The organism is Heyndrickxia acidiproducens DSM 23148, from assembly GCF_000374345.1.
Taxonomy (GTDB): domain Bacteria; phylum Bacillota; class Bacilli; order Bacillales; family Bacillaceae_C; genus Weizmannia; species Weizmannia acidiproducens.
Genome location: NZ_KB893994.1, coordinates 25272 through 49346 on the forward strand (window position 1 = coordinate 25272; position 24075 = coordinate 49346).

At 43.3% G+C, this 24075-nt stretch carries 23 protein-coding genes, 2 tRNA genes and 1 riboswitch; of the genes, 1 reads left to right on the top strand and 24 read right to left on the bottom strand.

Annotated features, from left to right (window positions below; genetic code table 11):
* Positions 1-59: 59 nt before the first annotated feature.
* The 24 genes from rlmH to C232_RS0108865 form a co-directional block, all read right to left on the bottom strand.
* Entirely contained in the window at positions 60-539 is a 480-nt protein-coding gene (gene rlmH / locus C232_RS0108750) for a 23S rRNA (pseudouridine(1915)-N(3))-methyltransferase RlmH (RefSeq protein WP_018663431.1), read from the bottom strand.
* 386 nt (positions 540-925) lie between these two features.
* Positions 926-2191, bottom strand: a complete 1266-nt coding sequence (locus C232_RS0108755; protein WP_026314541.1) for a S1C family serine protease — start codon at positions 2189-2191, stop codon at positions 926-928.
* Between the two features lie 314 nt (positions 2192-2505).
* The gene (locus C232_RS0108760; RefSeq protein ID WP_018663437.1) at positions 2506-3300 is read right to left on the bottom strand and encodes an MBL fold metallo-hydrolase; all 795 of its coding nucleotides are present in this window, start codon (positions 3298-3300) and stop codon (positions 2506-2508) included.
* A gap of 17 nt (positions 3301-3317) precedes the next feature.
* Positions 3318-4103 carry a two-component system regulatory protein YycI gene (locus C232_RS0108765; protein ID WP_018663438.1) on the bottom strand — a complete coding sequence of 262 codons (786 nt, stop codon included), beginning with the start codon at positions 4101-4103 and terminating at the stop codon, positions 3318-3320.
* Positions 4090-5379 (bottom strand): YycH family regulatory protein, encoded by a 1290-nt coding sequence (locus C232_RS0108770; protein ID WP_018663439.1) that lies wholly within the window; start codon positions 5377-5379, stop codon positions 4090-4092. Before C232_RS0108770 ends, C232_RS0108765 begins: the two co-directional genes overlap by 14 nt.
* Positions 5376-7196, bottom strand: coding sequence for a cell wall metabolism sensor histidine kinase WalK (gene walK, locus C232_RS0108775; protein ID WP_018663440.1), 1821 nt, complete (start codon positions 7194-7196; stop codon positions 5376-5378). The genes C232_RS0108770 and walK overlap by 4 nt, the downstream gene beginning before the upstream one ends.
* Positions 7197-7199: 3 nt before the next feature.
* Complete coding sequence (gene yycF, locus C232_RS0108780; protein WP_018663442.1) at positions 7200-7907, bottom strand: response regulator YycF; 708 nt, start codon at positions 7905-7907, stop codon at positions 7200-7202.
* A gap of 373 nt (positions 7908-8280) precedes the next feature.
* Positions 8281-8353 (bottom strand) — tRNA-Phe (locus C232_RS0108785).
* Positions 8354-8380: 27 nt separating this feature from the next.
* Positions 8381-8456: transfer RNA gene (locus C232_RS0108790), tRNA-Asp, on the bottom strand.
* 168 nt (positions 8457-8624) lie between these two features.
* On the bottom strand, positions 8625-9914 hold the full coding sequence (locus C232_RS0108795; protein WP_018663444.1) for an adenylosuccinate synthase: 1290 nt from the start codon (positions 9912-9914) through the stop codon (positions 8625-8627).
* Positions 9915-10099: 185 nt separating this feature from the next.
* On the bottom strand, positions 10100-11455 hold the full coding sequence (dnaB, locus tag C232_RS0108800) for a replicative DNA helicase (RefSeq protein WP_018663447.1): 1356 nt from the start codon (positions 11453-11455) through the stop codon (positions 10100-10102).
* Positions 11456-11724: 269 nt separating this feature from the next.
* Positions 11725-12168, bottom strand: coding sequence for a 50S ribosomal protein L9 (rplI, locus tag C232_RS0108805; protein WP_018663448.1), 444 nt, complete (start codon positions 12166-12168; stop codon positions 11725-11727).
* The gene (locus C232_RS0108810) at positions 12165-14138 is read right to left on the bottom strand and encodes a DHH family phosphoesterase (RefSeq protein ID WP_018663450.1); all 1974 of its coding nucleotides are present in this window, start codon (positions 14136-14138) and stop codon (positions 12165-12167) included. The genes rplI and C232_RS0108810 overlap by 4 nt, the downstream gene beginning before the upstream one ends.
* A 52-nt stretch (positions 14139-14190) precedes the next feature.
* The gene (locus tag C232_RS0108815) at positions 14191-15129 is read right to left on the bottom strand and encodes a YybS family protein (protein ID WP_155891556.1); all 939 of its coding nucleotides are present in this window, start codon (positions 15127-15129) and stop codon (positions 14191-14193) included.
* A 123-nt stretch (positions 15130-15252) separates the two neighbouring features.
* On the bottom strand, positions 15253-15489 hold the full coding sequence (gene rpsR / locus C232_RS0108820; RefSeq protein ID WP_018663460.1) for a 30S ribosomal protein S18: 237 nt from the start codon (positions 15487-15489) through the stop codon (positions 15253-15255).
* A 92-nt stretch (positions 15490-15581) separates the two neighbouring features.
* Entirely contained in the window at positions 15582-16082 is a 501-nt protein-coding gene (ssb, locus tag C232_RS0108825; RefSeq protein ID WP_018663462.1) for a single-stranded DNA-binding protein, read from the bottom strand.
* A gap of 63 nt (positions 16083-16145) precedes the next feature.
* Complete coding sequence (rpsF, locus tag C232_RS0108830) at positions 16146-16433, bottom strand: 30S ribosomal protein S6 (protein WP_018663464.1); 288 nt, start codon at positions 16431-16433, stop codon at positions 16146-16148.
* 261 nt (positions 16434-16694) lie between these two features.
* Positions 16695-17162 carry a 6,7-dimethyl-8-ribityllumazine synthase gene (gene ribH / locus C232_RS0108835; protein ID WP_018663466.1) on the bottom strand — a complete coding sequence of 156 codons (468 nt, stop codon included), beginning with the start codon at positions 17160-17162 and terminating at the stop codon, positions 16695-16697.
* 14 nt (positions 17163-17176) lie between these two features.
* A complete protein-coding gene (locus C232_RS0108840) occupies positions 17177-18370 on the bottom strand; it encodes a bifunctional 3,4-dihydroxy-2-butanone-4-phosphate synthase/GTP cyclohydrolase II (protein WP_018663467.1) in 1194 nt (397 codons plus the stop codon).
* A gap of 26 nt (positions 18371-18396) precedes the next feature.
* A complete protein-coding gene (gene ribE, locus C232_RS0108845; protein WP_018663469.1) occupies positions 18397-19050 on the bottom strand; it encodes a riboflavin synthase in 654 nt (217 codons plus the stop codon).
* Entirely contained in the window at positions 19031-20143 is a 1113-nt protein-coding gene (gene ribD, locus C232_RS0108850; protein WP_018663471.1) for a bifunctional diaminohydroxyphosphoribosylaminopyrimidine deaminase/5-amino-6-(5-phosphoribosylamino)uracil reductase RibD, read from the bottom strand. The genes ribE and ribD overlap by 20 nt, the downstream gene beginning before the upstream one ends.
* 133 nt (positions 20144-20276) lie before the next feature.
* A riboswitch (FMN riboswitch) is annotated at positions 20277-20417 on the bottom strand.
* Positions 20418-20500: 83 nt separating this feature from the next.
* Positions 20501-21601 carry a redox-regulated ATPase YchF gene (gene ychF / locus C232_RS0108855; RefSeq protein WP_018663473.1) on the bottom strand — a complete coding sequence of 367 codons (1101 nt, stop codon included), beginning with the start codon at positions 21599-21601 and terminating at the stop codon, positions 20501-20503.
* Positions 21602-21817: 216 nt separating this feature from the next.
* Positions 21818-22021, bottom strand: coding sequence for a DUF951 domain-containing protein (locus C232_RS0108860; RefSeq protein WP_018663475.1), 204 nt, complete (start codon positions 22019-22021; stop codon positions 21818-21820).
* Positions 22011-22919, bottom strand: coding sequence for a mechanosensitive ion channel family protein (locus tag C232_RS0108865; protein ID WP_018663477.1), 909 nt, complete (start codon positions 22917-22919; stop codon positions 22011-22013). The genes C232_RS0108860 and C232_RS0108865 overlap by 11 nt, the downstream gene beginning before the upstream one ends.
* 313 nt (positions 22920-23232) lie before the next feature.
* On the opposite strand from C232_RS0108865, the gene yyaC reads away from it, so the two are divergent.
* Entirely contained in the window at positions 23233-23856 is a 624-nt protein-coding gene (gene yyaC, locus C232_RS0108875; protein ID WP_018663481.1) for a spore protease YyaC, read from the top strand.
* Positions 23857-24075 lie beyond the last annotated feature (219 nt).

The following is a 24075-nucleotide window of genomic DNA, read 5'->3' on the forward strand; positions in this document are numbered from 1 at the left end:
TGTTTAATCTCCTAATTTGCAAAACGGCTATGCACGCCGGCTCCATCCTAAAAAACGTCCTACTTATGGTACGGTTCACCCCGGATAATCCGAAATGCCCGGTATATCTGTTCGACCAATATCAGGCGCATCAATTGGTGCGGGAAGGTCATTTTCGAGAAAGAGAGGCTTTCGTTGCCGCGTTGCATGACATCGCGGCTTAAGCCAAGAGAGCCGCCGATAACGAAGGCGATTTTGCTTTTTCCGTATGTGGCCAAATGGTCGATACCTGCCGCCAGATCTTCCGAAGTTTTCATTTTTCCTTCAATGGCGAGCGTGATGACATAAGTATCCGGGCTGATTTTGTCCAGGATCCGCTTGCCTTCTTTCTGTTTCACAATTTCCATTTCAGCGTCGCTTAATACTTCCGGCGCCTTTTCATCTGCGACTTCTATAATTTCTACTTTTGCGTAAGCCGATAAACGTTTTACATACTCTTCAATGCCCTGTTTCAGATACTTTTCTTTTAATTTTCCAACTGCCACAATTGAGATATTCACAATTTACCCCCACTTTACTAACAGGCTATCTACATGAGTTATCCACATATCCACAAAAATTATCCACATTTTGTGTAGGAATGCTCGTTCCCCACAAGATATATTCTTTACAATTTCACTATGTACAGGCTGTAGATATCCTATTTTTCGAGCAATTTCTGCAAAACCTTAGTTTTTTTACATCATTTTATTCTAAATATTCCTCAAAAGGCGTTCTCTTTTCCAAAAACTCCGCTGGAATGGATGACACCAGATCTGAACTGATTAATCCACATCTTCAAACTGGCAGGTGATTATCCACAACTCTGGACTAAATTGTGAACAACTTTTAAAAAATTTGTACAAGGAAAAAGGAAAAGCATAAGCGCCTTTCCTTTTCCTTGCGATTAATTGGTTCCGGACGCTGTCGTTAATGTCAGCGTGAATGTTTTTGACTCGCCGCTTCGGTATACCTTTACCTTAATGGTATCACCCGGTTGCTTATTGGTGTACAAATATTTCCGCAACGCAATAATATTATTAATCTTTTGGCCGTCAATTTGATAAATCACATCAAGTTCCTTCAAGCCTGCTTTATCAGCCGGAGAATTGTTTTCCACGGTACCAACCATCACACCGCTCGTTACATTTTCCGGCAGTTTTAAGGTTTCCCGCTGATGGTAAGCGGAGATATCCGAAACATTCTGAAGGCCGACCCCCATTGCCGGGCGTTCAATTTTCCCTTTTGTTTCCAGTTGATTGATTACGGTTTTTGCTGCATTGATCGGGATAGAGAAGCCTATTCCCTCAACAGCCTCGTTTGAAATTTTCATGGAGTTGATGCCGACAACCTGGCCGGAAACATTGATCAAGGCGCCGCCGCTGTTACCCGGATTAATGGCAGCATCGGTTTGGATGACCTCTTCCTGCCAGTCCTCTGTACCATCACTGTCTAAGTCAACTGGCACTGTACGGTCAACACCTGAAACAATCCCTTGTGTAACAGAACCTGAAAATTCTTCACCGAGCGGGTTTCCGATAGCAATGACGGTTTCCCCGAGTTTGAGGGCATCGGAATCGCCAAATTGGGCAACTGTATCAACTTGGGTGCCGCTGACTTCGAGCACAGCCAAGTCTGTCCATACATCTCCGCCGACTAATTTAGCGGAAAGCTTTTTGCCTGATGAAAGGGTAACCTCCAGGGAATCGGCCCCTTCAATAACGTGATAATTCGTGACGACAAAGGCTTTATCGCCGGATTTTTTATAAATAATCCCTGAACCGGATCCTTCCTCAGAAGAAGAGGAGGATGAACCGGAATCCTGGCTGCCATAAGCCGAATTGGACCACACGCTTTGCTTTTGAATATTGGAGACCCCGACAACCGCCTTTTCCGCTCTTGACACAGCCTTCGTAATATCCGTTGTGACTTTCAGGGAAACGGTTTTTGCCGTTTCCGGGTTCGCCGTGTTTGTATTTGCTGCCGAATTTGACTTAACGGTTGCAGAGTCTGTTTCCGTGTTGTTTCCTAAGAAACTCGGGAAAATAAGCGCGACGATTAAAGCCCCCGCAATGACGCCGATTAACCCGGAGAGAAAGTATCCGAATTTGCCTCCGCGCCTGTTTTTTTTGGCTCTTACTCCTTCTTCGTGATGATCATCATAATACCCCATTATCCACCAAATCCTTTCAACAATGATAAGAATGTAAATACCCTTAAAATGACAGCTGCAACCTGTAATTTCCGCATGCCTGCCGAAATCAGATCCGGGAGAAGAATCCAGCTCGGAAAAGAAGGCCGGATGAGACTCCCTGACCAGCATGAAGATGAATTTTTCCAATAATCTTTGCCCTTATTATAATCAATCATGATTAAAACAAAATTAAAAACAGTAAGCGTTTATTCATTGTATATGAATAAACAAGGGCAGCTGCTATTCATAACGATGTGTATTTCATCTCTATACCATTTAAAACCTGGCAGTCTTTATACCGCAGAAAGGATGGTTGGGGTTTTGGGGTCGGTGTCATACAATTCAAACGCTTCTCCAACCGCCAGCCCCTGTTCCTGCAAGGTTTGCGAAACCGCCATACGCGCCAATTCTTTCATATTATTATCTTTACTTAAATGTGCCAGATATATCCGTTTCGTTTGATCACCAATGACTTCGCTCATTGCAAGTGCGGCGTCCTCATTGGATACATGCCCGATATCGCTTAAAATCCGCTGTTTGACGCTCCATGGATACCTTCCCATCCGCAGCATCTCTACATCGTGATTACTTTCAAAAACGAATACATTGGCGTTTGAAATCGTTCCCTTCATGCGGTCGCTGATATAACCTGTATCCGTAATGACAGCAAGCTTCTTGCCGCCTTCGTGAAAAACATAAAACATTGGCTGGATGGCGTCATGGGAAACGCCAAATGATTCAATCTGCAAATGGCCAAATGATTGGACAGATTCCATATCAAAAGAAAACTTCAAATCGGTTGGAATTTCTCCAATCATGCCATCCATTACTGACCATGTTTTATTATTGGCGTAGATTGGCAGTTTATACTTGCGCGCCAGTACACCGATTCCCTTAATATGGTCACTGTGTTCATGCGTAACAAGGATGCCGCTTAAGTCTGCGATATTGCGCCCGATTTGCTGAAAGAGCAATTCCATTTGTTTTCCGCTTAAACCGGCATCCACCAAAAAAGCATGCTCGTCCGTTTCCACATATACTGCATTCCCCGTACTCCCGCTTGCGAGAACACTAAACTGCATTGCCATGATCGCTTCACTCCAAATCATTCGTCATTATCAAGCTGATTGACCTGCCCTTCAAAAGCATTCACAAACAGATGGTCCGTTTCATCATCATGCTTGACGACAAAATGCCAGGTGGGAACCAATACTTGAAGCTCAGGTACTCTTGTATAGTAGCCAAGCTCAACACCTGCCACTTTGCTGTTCGGTTTCAACATGCCTTTTTTATACAAGGCCTCCAATGCTTTTGTGGCTGACAAAGTCTCTTCTTCTTTTTTATATTTAGTAATATCACTTAAATATTGTTGGTCATAGGAAACTATTTCATTTTTATCATCCAAATAGACGGTCAGCCTGGCGCTTTTGTTATTGAAAATCATGCTTCCCTCATAGGTCTGGTAGAATATAACCTGATTCAGCTGTTTATCGTAGTTCCAGAATTTATAGTGGTCCCCGAATAAAATATTTTTTTCTACGACTGTTTCCAGCTGCCCGGCTTCTATTTTCTTCCCAAGCTTAATGGGTTTGTTAAAAGTGGAAATTAATTTTTTGTGGTTTATAATTTCAACATGCTGTCCAACCAATTTCTTTGTGTCTTTTTCAGTAAATGTTTTTTCCGATGCACTGATATAGGGCTTTTTTGTTTTCCCTTTCGGCAGTTCATCATACGTAATATTCGCGGCCTTCAGGCTTTGCACACCAGTAGTCGGATTGTCGAGCACCTCCAGCTGGTTCTTCATATATTTATGGTACAATTGGAAGGCTAAAAAAATATCGAGGATTAGAAAGACAAGAATAAACATTGTCTTCGTTTTACTCCAGTCCATTTCCATCCCCTCCTACCTTCTTCCATGTTCCATTATAGCAATAATACCACGCAGGCTGAAACGAGAGGATTCCTTCACCGTTCCCGTCTTTTGATAAGTGATAACCAATTGTAATCTCTTCAACCTTATTCATATTAATAGATGTATCATTTTGTAATCGGCTTACGACCTGCTTTGCGGGGTCAAGTTCCACTTTAGCCGGCTTAATCGGCAAATTTAAAGAGAGCAGGAAGTAAGGGCGCGTATATTTATAAATTTCATTTCCCCCCCAGAATTCCTGAATATCCGCCATTCCGTCGCTATTAAATACGGGGTAGCCGTTTTTAAACAACTTGAAAGTGACTTCATTCTTCTTCTCATTCATTTCAAAATACTGAAAATGATCCGTCCATCCGCTATGCTGGTTAATAAAATCAATGGCCCGCATCAACAAGTGATTATTCATGATGCCATAACTCATGTCTTCTCCGGGATTGACAAAAGAAAACACCTGGTTGTCATCATCTGTTTTCAGCAGACTGTTTCCATTTGTGTATTCATCGGTTACTTTTTTTACGAAGTTCGGGTCCCGGAACAGTGCTTTTTTAAATTTATCAATATCAATATCTGTCGTGGCGTATTTATATCGATTGACCACCGGGCTTGCATCAGGCAGGTAGATTTTTCGGTTCCCTGCGAGCGGAAAAGCACTGTAAGGCTTGTACAGGTCTTGGTTGTCTTTTAACTTTTTGATTAAATACTGGGTCTCTTTTTGATCAATGCTTGCCTCAAACACTTGATTGGTTTCCAGTGAAATGAAGTAAACATGGTTTGAATTTTTCGTTCCCGTTTTTAGTTCCAGGACGATGTGGTCGAAATTGGCATTGGGCATTTTTTTATTGGTAAAATTGAATACGTTTCGGTAGACGCTGAAAGGGACAGGATTTGGAAAGTCCAGTTCTATCCGGTTAGGGCCGGACATCAGTGCATATAGATTATTTTTGGGAAGCATCTTCGTGTTACTGACATCGAAATTCCAATTTTGCAGGATTTTCATGACACGGGAAATTTCTCCCTCATGAACAGTCCCAACCGTAGCATTGTTTTCATGGTAAAGAACCTTTACCGGGAGCACGACTTCAGAAACCTTTTTTTCTTTGGCAATGGAGATGTTATCCAAATCCTTCAAATTCAGCCAGTCATAATTCGGCTGGTTGTTCCAGATGAGCCATGTTAACAAGACGCTGACGATGACCAGTATCGTTAATAAAAGGGTTTTTACTTTTTCTAAACTCATGACCACTCATCCTCTTGTGCAGGTTCGTAGGGAAGGGTGAAATAAATGGTCGTGCCTTTACCTTCTTTGCTGCTTGCCCAAATATTTCCCCCGTGCAGGTTCACGATTTCCTTGGCGATTGCAAGCCCCAGGCCTGTCCCCCCCAATTTGCGGCTGCGCGCTTTATCTACGCGGTAAAAACGCTCAAAAATTTTCTTCACATTTTCTTTCGGGATCCCCACACCCTGGTCGGATATGCTGACTTCGATTTTATCATCAAATTCTTTTACCTTAAAGGTGATTTGGCCGCCTTCCGGTGAATATTTTAAGGCATTAGAGATCACATTATATAAGACCTGTGTGAGCTTATCCTCATCAATCTCGACAAAGATTTCCGTTTTCGGCAATTTGCGTTTAAAGGTTACATTTTGCTGCTTCGCTACTTCAAAACGATCAATAACATGATTGAAAAACACGATAAAATTAACCCATTCCTTATTTAAACGTTCATCCTTGCTATCCATTTTGGACAGCTTCAAAAGATCGTTTACAAGGCGGATCATACGCTCTGTCTCGTTCTGGGTAACATTGAGAAATTGCGGGGCGATTTTCCCATCTTTCCAGGCCCCGTCTGTCAATGCTTCCAGATAGCTTCTCATCGTAGTCAGCGGCGTTCTTAATTCATGGGAGACGTTGGCGACAAATTCGCGGCGCTCCATATCTATCTTTTCCTGTTCGGTTACATCATGCAATACGGTAATCAGCCCGCTGACAAAACCGGCTTCATTTTGGATGACTGAAAAATTGGCACGTAAAATATACGGTTCTTCATCGGTGCTGAAATCAAGAATGAGTGAATCCTGTTCCGTCAACAAATCTTCAAACTGGTGCTCTTTTTCTATTTTTAAAATGGAAATCAGCGGCTGGGACAATACTGTTTCACGTGAAACATCCAGCATGTCTGCGGCAGGTTCATTGATTAAGATAACTCTCCCTCTTCTGTCTGTTGCAATGACACCGTCAGTCATATGGGTAAGGATGGAATCGAGTTTTCTTCTTTCCCCTTCTGTACTGGCCTGTGCTTCCTGCAGCTTTTTCGTCATATGATTGAAGGAGTAGGCAAGCTGGCCGATTTCGTCATTCCCCTTGACCTTAACTTTGCGGGCAAAATCCCCCCGCGCCATTGCCATCGCCTGTTTTCGCATATCGGCAATGGGTCTGGAAATTGTGCGTGCGATAATAATCCCAAGCAAGGCGGTAATCATCATGGCAATAACGGTACCGGTCATAAAAATCTGGTTAATCGCCTGGACTTGCCGGTAAACTTTTTCGATTTTGGCAACGAGATAAATAAAACCGATCACTTCGCCATTTGACTTGATCGGGGAAGCGAGTACCCACATTCTCTCGCCAGTCTGCTTATCCATGTAGATCTTGTCTTCCCGCTGATTCACCGCGATGGCGCGTTTGATGATATCTTCTGTCGTTTTTTGGCCGACAATTTCCTGGTTATTGGAAGAAGTACCCATTATTACGCCGCTGCGGCCGTCAATAAGCCGGATTTCAGACACATCCGAGTTATTAAAATCAGCAAGCACCTTTCTGACTTCAACTGTGACATCATCAGCCTGGTTCTGTTTTTTCGTCAACAGGTTCTGGATACTGTATTCCAGAACATCCACCTGATCATAAATGGACTTTTTAAAATTGGTTTCCAGCTGGTTTTCCAGTTTATTAATGAAATAAACACCAATAATCTCCATTGCGACAATGATCAGCAAGATATAAATCAGAACAAATTTGAAATGGATGGATTGGAAAAATTTTACCTTTTTCATGATTTACTCCTGTTCAGGATTGCGCAAATAATAGCCGACACCCCGTCTTGTCACAATCCATTCCGGATGGCTCGGGTTATCCTCCACTTTTTCGCGGAGCCGCCTTACCGTCACGTCAACAGTCCGGACATCTCCATAGTAATCATAGCCCCACACGGTTTCAAGCAGATGTTCCCGCGTCATAACCTGGCCGATATGCCGGGCCAGATAGTGGAGCAGTTCAAATTCGCGATGGGTCAATTCAATGGTTTCCCCGCGTTTGGAAACAATATACGCATCCGGGTGAATGACCAAAGAGCCAACCGCTATTTCATTCGTCTCTTCCTCAGCTGCATTCTGGGCAACCTGTTGGTGGCGCCGCAAATTCGCTTTGACACGCGCAATCAATTCCCTTGTGCTAAACGGCTTTGTGACGTAATCATCGGCACCGAATTCAAGGCCCAGCACTTTGTCGATTTCCGAATCCTTCGCCGTCAGCATAATAATCGGCATTTCATATTTTTTACGGACTTCACGGCAGACTTCCATGCCATCCCGTTTTGGCAGCATGATATCAAGCACGATCAGATCCGGCTGTACTTCTTCAACCTTTTCAAGTGCTTCATCCCCGTCATAAGCACAATAAACCGTATATCCCTCTTTTGTTAAATTAAACTGCAGAATATCTGCAATTGGTTTTTCATCATCGACAACCAATATTTTCTTGTCCATCTTCAAAACTCCTTTGTCAAAATGGATGCAGTTTTTCCTTGGTATGAAAACTGCCAGGAACATTCAACTATATCTTACATGGCCCGTTATCTTTGTCATCATTTCCTTACATTAAAAAAAAGCGTTCCGCCCACACCGGGGGATAGCATACGAACAGGGATGCCTCCGGAATTTTCAGAGGCATCCTCTGCTCTATTAAATACAAATATATAATGAATCCTCTCTTTATGAATGACCATCAGTTTAAATCATTTTGCTCCGCAATAGCATTCGGAGTGTATATTACAATTTTAACGTACTTCTATTAAAATTGTCCAATGTAATTAAAAAAAGCACTACGAGAGTCTATGTCATCGCAGTGCTTTTTAATAAATGGCTCGGGACGGAATCGAACCGCCGACACAAGGATTTTCAGTCCTTTGCTCTACCGACTGAGCTACCGAGCCGAAATCCAATAAATAGTTATGTAGAAATGGCGGTCCTGACGGGAATTGAACCCGTGATCTCCTGCGTGACAGGCAGGCGTGATAACCGCTACACCACAGGACCTGGTATATGTATATATAACATCTTTGTAACAACAAAGACAATCTTAACACAATCTTTGTTAAGTTTGCAACATATTTCTACAATTTTTTTAACCTTTTTCTCATTTTCATATGGATAATAATAAACGTAAAAAAGTGCCGCCTGGTAACACCGGCAACACTTTTTTCATCATACCCGCCAAACACTTTGTACGATAACGGTTTGCAAGCGGTCCGGGCCGACAGAGAAGATGGACAGCGGCACGCCCGTCAGCTGCGAAATGCGTTCCAGATAATGGCGGGCGTTAGCTGGCAGATCATCCAGTGAACGGCAGCCGGTAATATCTTCTTCCCAGCCAGGCAGCTCTTCATAAACCGGTTCGCACTCAGACAATACCTTCAGACTCGCCGGAAATTCTTCGATGATTTTTCCTTTGTATTGATAAGCCGTGCAAATTTTCAGTGTTTCAATGCCGGTTAAAACATCCAACAGATTCACAGACAAGTCTGTGAGGCCGCTGACACGCCTTGCATGGCGCACGACAACACTGTCAAACCAGCCGACGCGGCGCGGCCTTCCTGTTGTTGTACCATACTCGTGGCCGGTTTCGCGAATCTGATCACCCGTTGCATCCAGCAATTCAGTCGGGAAAGGCCCATCACCGACACGCGTTGTATAAGCCTTGGCAATTCCCACCACATGATTGATTTTCGAAGGGCCGACACCTGAACCGATTGTTACGCCGCCTGCAATTGGATTTGATGAGGTGACAAACGGGTAAGTCCCCTGGTCAATATCAAGCATAACCCCCTGGGCACCTTCGAATAGCACACGTTTGCCATTATCCAGGGCATCGTTCAGCACAACAGATGTATCGCAAACGTACTGCTTAAACTGCTGTCCATATTCATAATAAGGCTCTAAAATTTCTTCCAATGTAAAGCCTTCTGTTTCATAAATTTTTTCAAACAAACGGTTTTTTTCTTCAAGATTACGCGCTAACTTTTCTTTAAATTCATTATAATCAAGGAGATCAGCAATCCGGATACCGGTTCGCGCGGCTTTATCCATATATGCGGGGCCGATTCCTTTTTTCGTCGTCCCAATTTTATGATGGCCTTTACGGTCTTCTTCCGCACCATCCAGTTTAATATGGTAAGGAAGTATCACATGCGCACGGTTGCTGATGCGTAGATTATCAGTGGAAATTCCTCTCTCATGAAGGTAATTTAATTCTTCAACAAGCGCCTTCGGATCGACAACCACTCCATTCCCAATGACGCTGATCTTATCTTTATAAAAGATCCCGGATGGAATCAAATGTAATTTGTAAGTAACCCCATCAAAACGGATCGTATGGCCTGCGTTATTTCCGCCTTGGTATCGGGAAATGACCTCTGCATTTTCAGAAAGAAAGTCGGTAATTTTTCCTTTACCTTCATCTCCCCATTGTGAACCTACCACAACAACTGACGACATTCTGTGCACCTCCGCATTATTTTGCAAATCATTTTTTCCAACCCTCATTTTACCAGTATTCATACAAAATAGTCAATGTAAATCCGAACATTTATGGAATTTGATGATAATTTTATTCGTGAAATAGCAAATTCAGGCCATTAAAAAAGGAGCCTTTCTTTAAAGGATCTCCTTTTATCCCTGTTCTATGCCGGGACAGGGGCATCATCAAATCTTCTTTCTAAATTCACAAACTTATTATATTCTTTAACAAAGGCCAGCTGTACGGTGCCGACCGGGCCGTTCCGCTGTTTGGCAATGATAATTTCGATAATATTTTTATTCTCTGTATCCTGTTCATAATAGTCTTCGCGGTAAAGGAAGGCTACAATATCGGCATCCTGCTCAATACTTCCCGATTCACGGATATCACTCATCATCGGCCGTTTATCCTGGCGCTGCTCCACGCTCCGGGACAACTGCGATAATGCAATGACAGGCACTTCGAGTTCCCTTGCCAGTGCCTTTAGTGATCTTGAAATCTCGGAAACTTCCTGCTGTCTGTTTTCGCGTGAATTTACGCTTCCCTGGATTAATTGCAAATAGTCAATGACAATCATACCGAGGCCCTGTTCTTGTTTTAAGCGCCGGCATTTGGAACGAATTTCGCTGATCCTTACACCCGGCGTATCATCGATGAAAATCCCGGAATTTGACAGGCTGCCCATCGCCATTGTCAGTTTCCGCCAGTCTTCATCCGTTAAAGCACCCGTCCGCAGCCGCTGTGCATCGATATTTCCTTCCGCGCATAACATCCGCATGACGAGCTGTTCGGCACCCATTTCAAGACTGAAAATCGCAACATTCTCTTCTGTCTTTGTTCCGACATTTTGAGCAATATTCAGGGCGAACGCCGTTTTCCCGACAGAAGGGCGCGCTGCCACAATGATCAGGTCATTGCGCTGAAAACCGGCTGTCATCCGGTCAAGTTCGTAAAACCCGGTGGGAATTCCGGTGACATCACCTTTGCGGTTATGGAGCATCTCAATGTTGTCATATGTGCTGACTAAAACATCTTTAATATGCTGGAAATCCCCGCTGTTTTTACGCTGGGCGACCTCCATGATACTGCGTTCCGCTTCATCCAGTAAGTCCTCCACATTGTCTTCTCTTGTATAACCTTCCTGGGCGATATTGGTGGCAGTTCTGATCAACCTGCGCAATAAAGATTTTTCAGCAACAATTTGTGCATAATACCCAATATTGGCTGCAGTCGGAACGCTTGTAGCAAGTTCGCTTAAATAGGAAATACCGCCGACATCTTCCAATTGCTGTGTTGCCGAAAGTTCTTCCGCGACCGTAACCAGGTCAACCGCTTTTCCGGCATCATTCAGCCGCATAAAGACCTGGAATATTTTCTGATGGGCGTTCCGGTAGAAATCTTCCGCTGCCAATATTTCAGAAGCCGTAATAAACGATGAAGGCTCAAGAAAAATCGCACCGAGTACGGCTTGCTCGGCCTCGATATTTTGGGGAGGCATGCGATCCATTATTTCACTCATTCTTCACCCTCCAATTGTATTAAAATCGAAAACAGGTATCCGCCTTCCTGTAAAAATGCATCCGGCAGGGGGGGCTGTTTGCCGCCAAGCGCTTCCCCGCAAATTTTACAGCATTTAAAATCAGGAGGATACTCCCCTTTAAACGATCCTGTATGAACAAAGAAAAAATGTGACCGTTGGATAAAAGATCACATTTTTCCTTTCCGATTTTCTCTTCACGCATCTATTGTATCATGGCACAGCCCAAAAAGTTGCTGGGAAATTTAGTTTTACTCGGAAACATGGACATTTAAGGTGGCCGTTACTTCGGAATGCAGTTTAACCGGTACTTTGGTATAGCCCAATACCCGGATGGCATCCTCCAGTTCAATTTTCCTTTTGTCTATTTTGATATCAAAGCTTTTCTTTAACTGCTCAGCGATTTGTTTGCTTGTAATGGATCCAAACAAACGGCCGTCTTTTCCGGACTTTGCTTTTATTTCAACGGTCAGGTTTTCCAGTTTTTCCTTCAGTCTTTTCGCTTCTTCCAATTCTTCCAAAGCAAGTTTTTCTTCTTTCTTTTTGTGGGCCTCCGCTTTCTTTAAATTTGCAGGCGTGGCTTCAACGGCGGCTCCCATTTTAAACAAATAGTTATTGGCATATCCGTCGGCCACATTTTTGATTTCACCTTTTTTCCCCTTGCCTTTTACGTCTTTTAAAAATATTACTTTCATGTGTCCTGGCTCCCTTCCAAATACTCTTCTATGACTTGAATTAATTGGTTTTCCGCTTCTTGTACAGTCACGCCTTCCAACTGTGTCGCCGCATTCGAAAGATGGCCGCCGCCATTCATCGCTTCCATGATGACCTGCACATTTACCTTTCCTAATGACCTTGCACTGATCCCGACTTCATCCTCATTGCGTCGTCCAATCACAAAAGAGGCATCGACACCACTCATTGTCAAAATTGTATCAGCTGTCTGGGCCATCAATACAGGGTTGTAAATGGTATCTTCCTTTCCTTTTGCAATGGCAATGCCATTCAGCGGAAATTTCACGGTTTCCACGAGTTTTGCACGTTGGATAAACGAGCGCAGGTCCTCTTTCAGGAATTTTTGCACCAAAACGGTATCAGCGCCCTGGGCACGCAAGTATGAGGCCGCATCAAATGTCCTTGAGCCTGTCCGTAATGTGAAGCTTTTTGTATCCACTATTATACCAGCAAGGAGGGCTGTTGCTTCAAGCATATTGATTTTTCCATTTTTCGGCTGGTATTCCATCAGCTCTGTCACCAACTCGGCCGTTGAAGAGGCGTAGGGTTCCATATAAACCAGCAGCGGGTTTTTGATAAAGTCTTCGCCACGCCGGTGATGGTCGATCACAACAACATTTTCGATGCGCCGGACAAGCCGTTCATCAATGACCAATGACGACTTGTGCGTGTCCACGACGACCAGCAATGTTTCTTCAGTAGCCATTTCCAGCGCTTCATCCGGTGTAATAAGGCGGGAATAAAGTTCCGGATACTGTTTCGTTTCATCAATCAAACGCCGGACACTCGTATCAATTTCAGACGGGTTTAAAACAATATAACCCTCTATATGGTTCATTTCTGCCACTTTCCGTATTCCCATGGCCGCACCGACCGCGTCCATATCCGGAAACTTATGGCCCATGATCATGACTTTATCCCGTTCCAACATAATTTCGCGCAAAGCATGAGAGATGACGCGGGCTCTTACCCTTGTCCGCTTTTCCACCGGATTGGTTTTTCCCCCGTAAAATTTGACTTTCCCGTTCGCCTGCTTAATGGCAACCTGATCGCCGCCGCGCCCAAGTGCAATATCCAGGCTGGACTGCGCCAATTCCCCGAGTTCAGGCAGGGAAGGAACCCCGGCGCCGACACCGATACTTAAAGTGAGCGTAATATTTTGTTTTGAAGTGGCTTCCCTGACTTCGTCCAAAATTGAAAATTTATTGTTCTCCAGTTCACGGAGAATACGCTCGTTAAAAACAGCGATAAATCTGTCAGATGAAATCCGTTTGAAAAACAGGCCAAACTCCATTGTCCACTTATTCAAAATAGAGGTAACCAGGCTGTTCAAACTGCTGACTGTCTGATCATCCATTCCTTGTGTCACTTCATCATAATTGTCCAAAAAAATAATTGCGATAACCGTCCGTTCATTCTCGTATAATTGTTCCACTTCAGCTTGTTCAGTAATATCGAAAAAATAAAGCAGACGTTCTTCCAGTTTGATAATAACACGGTACTTTCTTTCATTCAGGCTTACGGTTTCATAATGCATTTCCTGCTTGATCAGCGGCACCAGTACTTCCGCTACATCATACAGGGAACGGCCCACAAGCGTATCTTCATTAAAACAGGATGCCATGAAAGGATTGGTCCATTCAATGATATAATCTTCATTATAAAGCATGATTCCAATCGGCATTTCCAACAATGCTTCTTCACCCACACGTTTAACACGGTAGGAGAGCGTGGAGATATAATGCTCTATTTCTTCATTGGATTTCTGCTCTAAATAAAAGGCATAGTAGAACAACACCCCTAATATGAGCAGCCCGATCGCTGTAATCCACCAGTGGTAAAAGAAGAGGATCCCGAGCAAAACGAAAGAAACAGCAATCAAACCATATAAAGGATACCGCATTAACCGTTTATTGTAATAAGAAGGCATACCTTCAGCTCCTATTTAGAGAAAACTTGTTGCTAGTATGTAGATTGTCCAGCTATTTTCTGATGTAGCGCCTGAAATCAAATCCTATATCAATTATACCTAATATCATCACAAGATAAAGAAGCGGGCTGAAAATAATCGCAAAAATAACCGCCATGACGAAGAACACTTTCGGCCACTTTTTTTCATAGCTGTAGAAATTGATTAGGGAAAAACCCTGCATTAAAACCAGGATTTCAAAAATGAGTAATAAATTCATGACTGCTTTCGATAAAAAACTGCTTGCATCCGTTTCGATGAACATCGAAAGCACCAGGCAAATCACATAGTACCATAACACACTTTTTGGCAGACGAAATTCGCGGTAAGGGCTCCATTTCGGAACGGGAACACCTAATCTTTTTGCAACCGGAAAGTTTACTGCCATTAATACAAACACTGCAAGGAAAGAAAACAACAGCAGGAAACTCGGCAGATAGATCTGGTAAAGAGACACCATTGAATCCGCCATTTTATTGAGATTTTCAATTGAAGACTGCTGACCGAATTGTTCGAGCATTGTTCTCGATTGATTAACAGATTCCCGCAGTTGTTTCAGGTTTTCATTGATGATATTAAGATGGAAAAATTTGATTGAAACAAACAGGCCGATAATCAAACCAGCAAGAAACGTGAGGCTGGAAGCAAGATAGATAAAAAGTTTAGATTTTTTAAGCTGAATACAGTACCCCATTACAAAGCCCGTGCCTCCGTATAATAATGCAAACGGAAGTAATGCTGTTGTTCCCGCGAGCATCGAAATGAACAGGCAGGCGGCTGAGAATACAATCAAATATTTGAGCGGATATTTGGAACAGAAAATTAAAAAAGGCAATATAAGAAAAAAAATTGCCACCGGGCCAATCAATGGAACATAAGACAAAACCAGTACGAAGATCCCGAAAACGGCTGCAAGTAATGCCCCTTCTGTCAGCATTTTTGTTTTCTTCACATCAATACTCCCTTCAAAAAACAAGCCATTTTCCCTCATTTTACCATACCGGCAACTGAAACAAAAATAAAGTGAAAAAGAAAAAAGACAACCTGAGCAGGATGCCTTTTTTACGCTTCATTATTATTCTCCGGAAACATATGGCAATAATGCCATTGTACGCGCGCGTTTAATTGCAATGGTTAATTTGCGTTGATATTTTGCGCTTGTACCGGTTACACGGCGCGGTAAAATTTTTCCGCGTTCCGAGATGAATTTTTTCAACAAGTCAACATCTTTAAAGTCGATGTGTGTAATATGGTTGGATGTAAAGTAACATACTTTACGGCGTTTACGTCCGCCTCTGCGTCCACCTGCCATTTTCATTTCCCTCCTTCAATATTAAGTTAGAAGATAACATATTTTTGACTGTATAACCCCATCAGTAAACAGGGGACAGGTCATATTTATCTTTAAAACGGAAGATCATCATCAGAGATGTCAATCGGTTGTCCATCATTTGAGAATGGATCTTCATCAAACTTCGAATGATTTTGATTGCGTTGATTCTGATTCTGACTTTGGTTCTGGCCCGGAAAAGGCGTACCCTGGTTATTCCCATAATCCTGGCTGCCTCCGCGATCATGGCCGGCATTTCTCGGCTCAAGAAATTGGACGCTTTCTGCCACCACTTCGGTCACATACACACGTCTGCCATCCTGTCCTTCATAATTGCGTGTTTGAATCCGGCCGTCAACGCCTGCCATACTTCCTTTTTTCAAATAGTTGGCGACGTTTTCCGCCTGTTTTCTCCAAACAACACAATTAATAAAGTCAGCTTCTCTTTCGCCTTGCTGGTTTGTAAAAGTGCGGTTCACAGCCAGGGTAAAAGTGGCAACCGCTACCCCGTTTGGCGTATAACGCAGGTCAGGATCCTTTGTCAGCCTGCCTACAAGAACAACACGGTTCATCATCAGAATCAACCCCTCTCATGATTCAAAGTCTGTTTCACGTGAAACAAGTTTATTTTTAATGGATTATGCTTCTTCTTTTACAACAATATGGCGGATAATATCGCCATTAATCTTAGCAAGACGGTCAAATTCCTGCACCGCTGCCGGTTCAGCGTTCACATCGATGATATGGTAGTAACCATCGCGGAAGTCTTGGATTTCATATGCAAGACGTCGCTTACCCCAATCTTTTGATTCGATGATCTCCGCGCCTTGGGATGTTAAAACATTGTCAAATCGCTCAACAAGCGCTTTTTTTGCTTCATCCTCAATTGTAGGGCGGATAATGTACATCACTTCGTACTTTCTCATCTGATTGTCACCTCCTTATGGACTATGCGGCCCTTTTCAAAAAAAGGGCAAGGAGCAATGGTTTACACGTTCATTACTCACAAGTTGAAATTATATCATAGTCATTCATGAAAAGCAATGACGGGAAAACCGGAATCATCATGCCATGTATGGTGAAACAGACTTTGTATATGTCATAGTATATAAAACATACGTTCTGTTTTCAAGCCCTTTTTAGAAAAAATTTTTACCAGCTGTTCAGTTATTGCCAAGAAGCCCTTATCAAGTAAATTGTTTCAAAAGATTCGCCATTTCAATGGCACTAACCGCTGTATCCCAACCCTTATTACCTGCTTTTGTGCCGGCTCTCTCTATTGCTTGTTCAATCGTATCCGTCGTTAAAACACCGAATATCACCGGTACATTAGATTGTAAACCGGCTTGTGCAACCCCTTTTGCGGTTTCACTGCTGACATACTCGAAATGTGCTGTTGCTCCCCGAATTACGGTTCCAAGCGCTAATACCGCATCATACATGCCTGAAGTTGCCATTTTTTTTGCAATCAGCGGAATTTCAAATGCGCCCGGTACCCAGGCAACTTCAATATTCTGTTCGCTCACACCATGCCTCAAGAGCGCATCTTCTGCCCCGCTGAGAAGTTTGCTGGTAATAAATTCATTAAAACGCGAAACAACAATCCCAATTTTCAGCCCGGTTCCAACCAGATTTCCTTCGTACATTTTTCCCATCATGAAAAGCCTCCTTAAAGGTGTAGTAAATGTCCCATTTTTTCTGCTTTTGTGCGCAGATAGTGCTCATTTTCTTTTTTTACTGGCATTTCAATCGGTACGCGTTCCACAATTTCCAGCCCGTAATCTTTCAGACCTGTCATTTTCAAAGGGTTATTGGTTAATAGCCGTAACTTACCTACCCCCAAGTCTTTTAAAATTTGGGCACTAATCCCGTAATCGCGCATATCAGCAGGGAATCCAAGCTGATGGTTGGCTTCGACTGTATCAAAACCCTGTTCTTGAAGTTTATAAGCTTTTAATTTATTGATTAAGCCAATGCCGCGTCCTTCCTGTCTCATATAGAGTAGAATTCCGCGCCCTTCTTTTTCAATTTGGGCAAGCGCAGCGGCAAGCTGGGGGCCGCAATCGCAGCGATAGGAACCAAAAATATCCCCGGTTAAGCATTCTGAATGGACCCTTACCAATAGGGGGGCATTTACCTGAGTATCGCCCTTCATCAACGCAATATGTTCTTTTCCCGATAATAATTCCGTATAGCCGATCATTTTGAATTGACCAAAGTGGGTGGGAAGCGTAATTTCTACTTCTCTTTTGACTAATTTTTCATGTTTTCTTCGGTATTCAACCAATGATTGAATGGTGATGAGTTTCAGATTAAGCCGTTTTGCGACCTTTTGCAGCTGGGGAAGACGTGCCATCGTGCCATCTTCATTCATAATTTCACAAATCACGCCGACCGGTTTTGTGCCGGCTAATTTTGCCAGATCCACTGCTGCTTCCGTATGCCCCCTCCTGGTGAATACGCCCCCATCCTTTGCAATTAAAGGAAAAACATGCCCCGGCCGGTGAAAATCTTCCGGCACCGCGTTTTCATTTGCGAGCTCGTGAATGGTTTTGGCGCGTTCAAAGACGCTGATTCCGGTACTTGTTGCCCGGTGATCAATGCTTGTTGTAAAAGCCGTTTCATGTCGATCGGTATTATCGTTCGTCATCATTTGAAGGCGAAACTTATTGGCGATTTGCTTTGAAACAGGGACACAAATTAACCCGCGCCCCTCTTTGGCCATAAAATTAATCATTTCAGGTGCCACCTTTTCGCCCAGGCCAATAAAATCGCCTTCGTTTTCCCTGTTTTCATCATCCACTGCGATCACAACTTTCCCCATTTTCAAGTCTTCCAGAGCATCGTCAATTGTGTGAAACATAGAACCCCATCCCTTCACAGTTATGTCTATTCAGACAAAAACCCATTTTTTCTTAATAAGTCCATTGTATTGGGCTTTCTTTCCATCCCATTCATGTGCTGCAACATGCTTTCGATGTATTTGGCCAACATATCGCATTCAATATTGACTTTTTCGCCTACTTTCTTTTTCGCAATGTTTGACAGCTGCCGGGTATGCGGAATTAAAGAAATCGTCAATAGATTTCCCTTCACTTCAAAAATTGTCAGAGATGTTCCATTAACAGCCACTGAACCTTTTGGGATACAATAAGGAGCAAGGGAATCTGATACTGCAATCGAAATATAAAGCGCATTTTCCACTCTTTTTAAAGACCGGATCGTGCCAGTCCCATCTACATGTCCCGAAACAAAATGACCACCAAACCTTCCATTTGCACGCATTGCACGTTCAAGATTGACTTCGCTTCCCGAATGTAACTGCGCAAGGGTCGTATCCTGAAAAGTTTCGGGCATCACATCAACAGAGAATTCTTTTTTCGTAAAAGAAGTCACGGTTAAACAGACGCCATCCACTGATATGCTGTCTCCCGCCCGGACATCATTCAAAACCTCTTTAGCCTGTATATCCAATTGAAGAGAGGCTGGCCTCTGGCGGATATTTTTCAAGACCCCGATTTCTTCAATGATTCCCGTAAACATGTTCATTTCCTTCCTGCTGGACAGAAGCTGTAATTTTAATATCCGGACCAATCTGTTCTATCTTTTCAAACTTAAGGGGCATCGCGAATCTCATCGCCTCCAAACCGGGGCCGCCAAAAGCAGACGGAGCCTCTGTGCCTCCAATACATTTCGGTGCCATATACAAAATCAATTGTTGAAACAGCTTTTGCTTCAGAAAAGAACCATTTACTTTAGCGCCGCCTTCAACAAGGAGCGTCATCACGCCGCGGGCTCCAAGTTCCTTTAACATTTCATATAAACAAATAGAATCATAGTCTTGCCTGATGACTTCAACACCGAATGCTTCTAACGCTGACGCTTTTTCTCTTGAAGCGCCTTTTCCGCAAAAAATGATGGCAGGAGCTTCCTGGTTTAACACAGCTGCACTTGCCGGTATGCGCAAGTGCGTATCTAACACAACTCGAATAGGATTTTTTCCACCCTGGGGCAGCCGGGTAGTAAGAAGGGGATTATCTTGGAGAACGGTATGAATTCCAACGAGTATTGCATCATGCTTGTTCCTTAACTCGTGAACATCCAATCTGGACGCTTCACTTGTGATCCATTTGCTGTCATGTGTATAGGCTGCAATTTTACCATCTGCCGTCACGGCGGTTTTAATGGTGACAAATGGTAATTTGGTTTGAATATAATGGAAAAACGGCCGATAGAAAATATCTGCTTTTGTTTTGCAAATTCCTGTTTCCACACGAACGCCGGCCTGTGTTAGCTTGCTGATCCCTTTTCCGCTTACTGCAGGATTGGGATCTATTGCTGCCACGTACACGTTCTGAATGCCTTTTTCAATCAGAAAATCCGCACATGGAGGCTGTTTTCCGTAGTGGGAGCATGGCTCAAGCGTGACATAAACATCTGCGCCATTTGCCAGGTTTCCGGCCATTTCAACTGCCATTCTTTCTGCATGTTTCTCTCCTGCTTTTAAATGTGCGCCATAGCCAACCATTCTCCCGTCCTTTACGACAACACTTCCAACAGGCGGATTCGGAGAAGTTTGGCCTGCTGCACCTTCTGCAAGAGAAAATGCTAAATTCATGTAATCTTCTTTCTTCAATCGCATCTCTCCCTTATGAAATTCCCGCCGAACTTGCTTCGCCTATTTTTTGACAAAAAAACCGCACAACAATGTGTGCGGGGCATAAATGCATCATGAAATAAACGTTAAATACCATTAACATGGGTTCGTACTGATCCTTCTCCCATCCAGACTTTAACTGTCGGCTTTGGATTCTCACCAAATCCACCATATTATAAAAATATGGGTCACGGGCTTAGAGGCTTGCCTCATCACCGCCGGTCGGGATTTACACCCTGCCCCGAAGGATTTATTCGATTACTTTAAATTATAACATAATCATTCCAGTATTGACACTTATTTTTTCTTTTTTAAAGAAAAAGGCAATGATCGCGATCACACATTAAACCTGAAATGCATGACATCGCCATCTTGAACGGCATAATCTTTGCCTTCCAACCGTACTTTTCCGGCTTCTCTTGCTGCGGCGATACTGCCGTATGCCATTAAGTCCTCATACGAAACGGTTTCAGCGCGGATAAAGCCCTTTTCAAAGTCGGTATGGATAATGCCTGCACATTGCGGGGCTTTCATGCCTTTTTTGAAAGTCCACGCCCTGACTTCCGGTTCACCGGCAGTAAAATATGTGGCAAGGCCGAGCAAACTGTAGGCTGCTTTAATCAGCTGATCGAGACCAGACTCTTGAATCCCGAGTTCCGATAAAAACATTGCCTTTTCATCATCTTCAAGTTCTGCGACCTCTTCTTCGATGCGGGCACAGATGACAATGACTTCTGCATTTTCATTTTTTGCATAATCGCGTACCTGTTGCACATAAGCATTTTCGGATGCATCCTGGAGTTCATCTTCACCGACATTGGCAACATAGAGAACCGGCTTGCTCGTCAAAAGCTGAAACCCTTTCACAATTTTCAACTGTTCTTCAGACAATTCAACCGACCTGGCAGGCTTTTCTGCTTCAAACGCAGCTTTCAGTTTGACGAGTACCTCGTATTCAGCTACTGCATCCTTGTCTTTTTGTTTGGCGATTTTTTCAACGCGGGCGATCCGTTTATCGACTGTTTCAAGGTCTGCTAAAATCAGCTCCAAATTAATCGTTTCAATATCATCAATCGGATCCACTTTACCGGATACATGGGTAATGTTTTCATCTTCAAAGCAGCGGACAACATGGCAGATTGCATCCACCTGCCTGATATGGGATAAGAATTTATTTCCCAGGCCTTCCCCTTTGCTTGCACCTTTTACAATCCCGGCAATATCGGTAAATTCAAATGTGGTCGGAACTGTTTTTTTCGGATGGTAAAGTTCTGTTAATTTATCTAAACGCTCATCGGGAACTTCCACCATTCCCACATTCGGATCAATTGTGCAAAAAGGGTAGTTGGCAGATTCCGCACCTGCTTTTGTAATTGCATTAAATAATGTGGATTTCCCGACATTCGGCAAGCCCACAATTCCGGCTGTCAGCGCCATATATGGTCACTCCTCTAATTCTCAGGTTAAACTTATTTATATAAAGCAACAAATATGAATACGATTACCACAGGGCATCATGTGATGTTATACCTGTAAAAACAGCCTCCATCCAATAAAACAAGAGGCCACTCACAATTATAGGGATTTACCTTTCAAAATACAAGCCGGCCGTGCAATTGCCGGCCGGGTGACATGAAGATTGCTTTTTTCTTTTTACGCTTGTTCTTGGTGTTTTACGAGGATTTTTTTCAGTTTGCGTGTAAATTCCCTTCTTGGAATCATCACGCTGTGGCCGCATCCTTCGCATTTGATGCGGATATCGGCTCCCATTCTGATGATTTTCCAGCGGTTTGTGCCGCATGGATGCTGTTTTTTCATTTCCACAATATCATTCAATTCAAAGTTTTTATCTTCCATCTTGATCCCCCCTCATGAATGGATGTCCGCTATACGCCTGTTCCTCTTCATTGCGGGAATAGGTCACCATTTTTGGATAGGGCGCCTGGATATGGTGTTCGTCCAACACCTTTTTAATATCTTTCTTTAAAGCTCTTGCGATAAACCAATGCGACATCGGAAGCGTTTCGACAACAATCCTTAAGGTTACATCTGACGTGCCTAATTGCTGGACACCCAGCAATTCCGGTTCGCTCACAATTTCTTCATACTGGCCGGCAAATGATTCAAGTAATCCCTGGATAATTCTTTCCGCTTTATCAATATTCTCTTCATATGGGATATGGACGTCCACGACAGCCACGCTGTTATGAATGGAAAAATTAGTAACATTTGTAATATTTCCATTTGGGATGATGTATAACTCCCCGGTCCAGTTTTTTATTTTCGTCGTCCGCAGCCCGATTTCTTCCACGACGCCCTCAAATTTTCCAATTGAAACCGTATCGCCGACCGAAAACTGGTCTTCAAAAATAATAAAAAATCCTGAAATAATATCTTTTACCAAACTTTGCGCACCAAAACCAACAGCCAGCCCGACAATACCGGCCCCTGCCAGCAAGCCCTGAACATTGATGTTCATCAAGGAGAGAACAGTAACAATTGCGATAAAACCGACCACGTATGTCAAAGTATTTTCCATGAGCCGCATAAGAGTGGCCTCGCGCCTTTCAGAAAACCGAAGCGGAGCCCTTGCACGAACCTGGAATATTTTGTTGATTGCCTTTTTCCCGAATTTTATAATCAAAGAAGCAACCAAAAGCACCACGATCATTTTCAGAATGGTTTCCCCAATGGAAAGCCATACCTCTTCATTAAACCATTTTGTATGTTTTAAATAGGATTCAAGATGATTCACCATAAAACACCAACTTTCATTTTTCAACCGGTTTTCTGCACTACTGTTATTTTAACAAAAATTACGGAGTTCCTCGACATTTGCCGGCCATTTCCAGAAAAAAATACAGGCCATATGAATCCAGCTGTTACAGATGATTGGGAAGCGGGCCGATCCTGATGGCTTTCCACCTAATATGCCCCTTTAAAATTTATCCCTCCCCGCCTGCTTGGTTTGAGTGTAAAAACCGGGCTATCGGGTAACAAGAAGATGTATGTATAGTTTTTTTGCTTTTTCCGTATACTGGTACTATTACGACGAGGGAGTGGCTGATATGAATCTAAGAAAAGGGCAGTTTGAATGGAGCGGAAATAGCATAAAGGTTTTTCACGATGAAATGATGGCAAAAGAAGTGATTTCAAATCAGATTTTATCAGCGCTTCCCAGCCGCAGAAATCGTGATCTGGTAGTCGTTTGTATCGGTACGGACCGTTCGACCGGCGACTCGCTCGGACCGCTGACGGGTACCTTTTTGGAAGAAAAGGCAATGAATTGTTTTACAGTATACGGAACGCTTGATGCACCAATTCATGCTTTAAATTTAGAAGAAAAGATTGAAATGGTTTACAGGAACCACCATCATCCCTTTGTCATTGCGGTTGATGCCTGCCTCGGAAAGATGAAGAGTGTCGGCATGATCCAAATCGGCGATGGTCCGGTTAAACCCGGAGCCGGCGTCAAAAAAGAATTGCCGCCTGTTGGCGATATCCATATCACTGGCATTGTCAACATCAGCGGTTTTATGGAATTTACCGTTTTACAGAATACCCGCCTCAATTTAGTGCTGAAAATGGCAAAACTCATTGCTGCCGGGATCAGCCGGGCAAATCTGCATCTGCAGTACCAGCACTCGATGATTTCCTTGAAACACGACCAGCCGAAAGAAAAGCTGATGTAAGCCATGATCACGCGACAGGTAAAATACAGTACGATAAACATGCCACACATTTATACGGCGGAAAAATTTGCAATGGCTATGTTTGCCACCCCTGAAATATTTTTAGCCGGTCACCAAAATCATCATGCCGCCTGTTGCTGTCATTCATAACGGTACCGAAAACATTTTCCGGGATATGATTCTGCACCCTTCCCAAAAATGAGCTGATCCCAATGTTCA